This is a genomic window from Bradyrhizobium sp. SZCCT0148, from assembly GCF_018129985.1.
In the GTDB taxonomy this organism is placed as follows: domain Bacteria; phylum Pseudomonadota; class Alphaproteobacteria; order Rhizobiales; family Xanthobacteraceae; genus Bradyrhizobium; species Bradyrhizobium japonicum_H.
Genome location: NZ_JAFCKT010000040.1, coordinates 1 through 2,342, shown reverse-complemented (window position 1 = coordinate 2,342; position 2,342 = coordinate 1). Strand labels below are relative to the sequence as shown.

The 2,342-nt window shown below is 61.1% G+C and carries 2 protein-coding genes; one reads left to right on the top strand and one right to left on the bottom strand.

What is annotated here, in order from left to right; all coding sequences use genetic code 11:
- A partial coding sequence (locus JQ580_RS33655; protein ID WP_212285660.1) for a winged helix-turn-helix domain-containing protein occupies positions 1–1,266 on the bottom strand: 1,266 nt, incomplete at its 3' end.
- A 98-nt stretch (positions 1,267–1,364) separates the two neighbouring features.
- Here JQ580_RS33655 and JQ580_RS33650 point away from each other — a divergent pair.
- Positions 1,365–1,823: a cupin domain-containing protein gene (locus tag JQ580_RS33650; protein WP_212285658.1), complete on the top strand. Its 459-nt coding sequence runs from the start codon at positions 1,365–1,367 to the stop codon at positions 1,821–1,823.
- Positions 1,824–2,342: the final 519 nt, after the last annotated feature.

The window sequence follows — 2,342 nt, the reverse complement described above, 5'->3', positions numbered from 1 at the left end:
GTAGGCCGCAAAGGCCCACGGATCGAACGGACTTAAGCGCATGCCGCGCTCGCTCCAGTCGATTGCGCGTCCAGCGTCCCCGGCCCAGCCCGCCACGACGCTGCCGAGAATCCATGCCAGTGCGGTTGAAGGACTCAGTGCGAGCGCAGCTTCGAAAGCCGCAAAGGCCGCCTGCCGGTCATGAGCGTCCATGCCGAGCGAGAAGCCGGCAAAGGTGAGGGCGCGGGCGTCGTCGCGTCCGTGCTCGATCGCGAGGCGCGCGTGGCGCACCGACGCCCCTCGATCCTCTTCCTTCAGCCCCGCACGCAAGAAGCGGTTGTGGTGGCTCATTGCGGCCAGGCCATGGGCTAGGGCGTAAGTTGGCTCGAGCGCCAAAGCGCGCTGGAGCTGCGCCAGGGCAGTCGCGGCACGATCTGGCATCCCCGAGTCGACGTCCGGCTGTGCACGCAGCACGAGTTCATAGGCGTCGAGAGTGTCGGGACGTTTGCGACGGATCCGCTCGATTTCGGCACGCCGCAGGCGTGGCTCAATAGCACCGACCACTGCCAGCGCGATCTCATCCTGCAACGCGAACAGATCGCCCGCAATGCGGTCGTAGCGCTCGGCCCAGACATATCCGCCGTTGGTTGTATCTGCGAGCTGCGCGTTGATACGAATACGGTCGTCGGCGCGCCGCACGCTGCCCTGCAGGACATACCGCACGCCTAGATCGCTGCCAACCTGCTTCACGTCCGCGACGCGCTCGCGCCAGACAAAGCTCGAATTGCGCGCGATCACGAACAGCCAGCTGATGCGCGATAAGCCCGTGATGATGTCGTCGACCATACCGTCTGCGAACCAGGTGGCTTCGCCCGAGTGCTCGAACGGCAGCACAGCTATGGAGGGCTTTTCCGGCAGCCACAACCTGGCCGAATGCTCGCGCTGATCTGCATCTGCACCAACCCGGTTGGCAATCGGGCCGACATAGCGATAGCCGCGACGTGGCAGCGTTTCGATCCAGCGCTCACCGCCGTCTTGCCCGAGCGCGCGGCGCAGCGCTGCGATCTGAACCGTGAGATTGCTTTCCTCAACATTGAGCCCGGGCCATGCGGCATCCATCAGCGTGTCTTTTCCGACGGGAGCCGGCGCGCGCTCCAGCAGCAGGCGCAGCAGCGCCGCACCTCGCCGGCCGAGCACGGCCGTCGCGTCGCCTCGGATCAAAGCGCCGGTCTCGGCATCGAGTACAAAGGAGCCGAATTTGTAGGTGACTGGTCGGGCTTGGGCCATTTCCGGTGCATTTTGCAACAATTTCGGAGTTGTTTCACGATCTTTGGACGGCGGAAAGACAGGATAGTGCTCCCCATCATCCCGTTGGAGGGCTCAACATGAGTGGCAAGGCGATCGTCCGCAGACCAGGCGAAGGCAAGTTCGTTAGACTCGCCGGCCAGCCCATGGCCTTTCTGGTCACCGGCAACGATACCCGACATACCTCGATGTTTCATTGGACGATTCCGCCCGGCTTCGCCACCGGGTTGCATGTCCATCGCATTCAGGAAGAAACATTCTATGTCTTGGAAGGTGAATGCGAATGGCAAGTGGATCATGACCACGTGCATGCCACGCCTGGCACCTACTTGTTCCTGCCGCCAGGCGTTCCGCACAACATTGCAAATGCCTCAAACAAAATCGCGCGTGTCCTCATGACCGTCTCGCCCCCGGGGCACGAGCGATATTTCGAGGAGTTGGCCGAGATTGTAGCGCGCAGCGGCACGGCTGATCCCACGACGATCGGCGAGCTGCGGGCCCGGTTTGACACAGATCAGCTAACGGCACTTAGAGGCTAGGCAGTTCCGCGGCAGGATACAGAAGCCGCATGGCGCAATCTTCTAGTCTAACCTCTCTTTACGGTCAAAAGTAGCCGCAGCGCACGATGCTGGAGATGGTCAGAATCCGTCCTGACGAACCCGAAACGCGATGTTACGTTTAACTTGCAAAACAGACGTCGTCAGACCGGCCGGGCATAGTCCATGGCTCGTTGCCCCCGAAAGCATGTGAACTGGTGCACATCTTGCTCCATTAACAGGGCCTATTGTCTAGCGAGCTTTCCCGCGAGACACAGAAGGACCGCTCCCAATGCCAACGTCTCTACCGGAACGAACGAAGCCTGACGGTCAGCCGTCGCTAAGGAAACTCGCAGCAATGTCTGTTGTCTACGGCACTGTGCTGGTCGTCTTCGTTGGTCTCATTGCTTACGATGCACGGGTCGCAACTTGGATATCTGAAGCGGCCCAAGCAGAGTTTTCCGGTTCTAATGAGACGGTGGCTTCGCAACCGGTCAAACTGGCAGTGCAAAAGCCGTTATT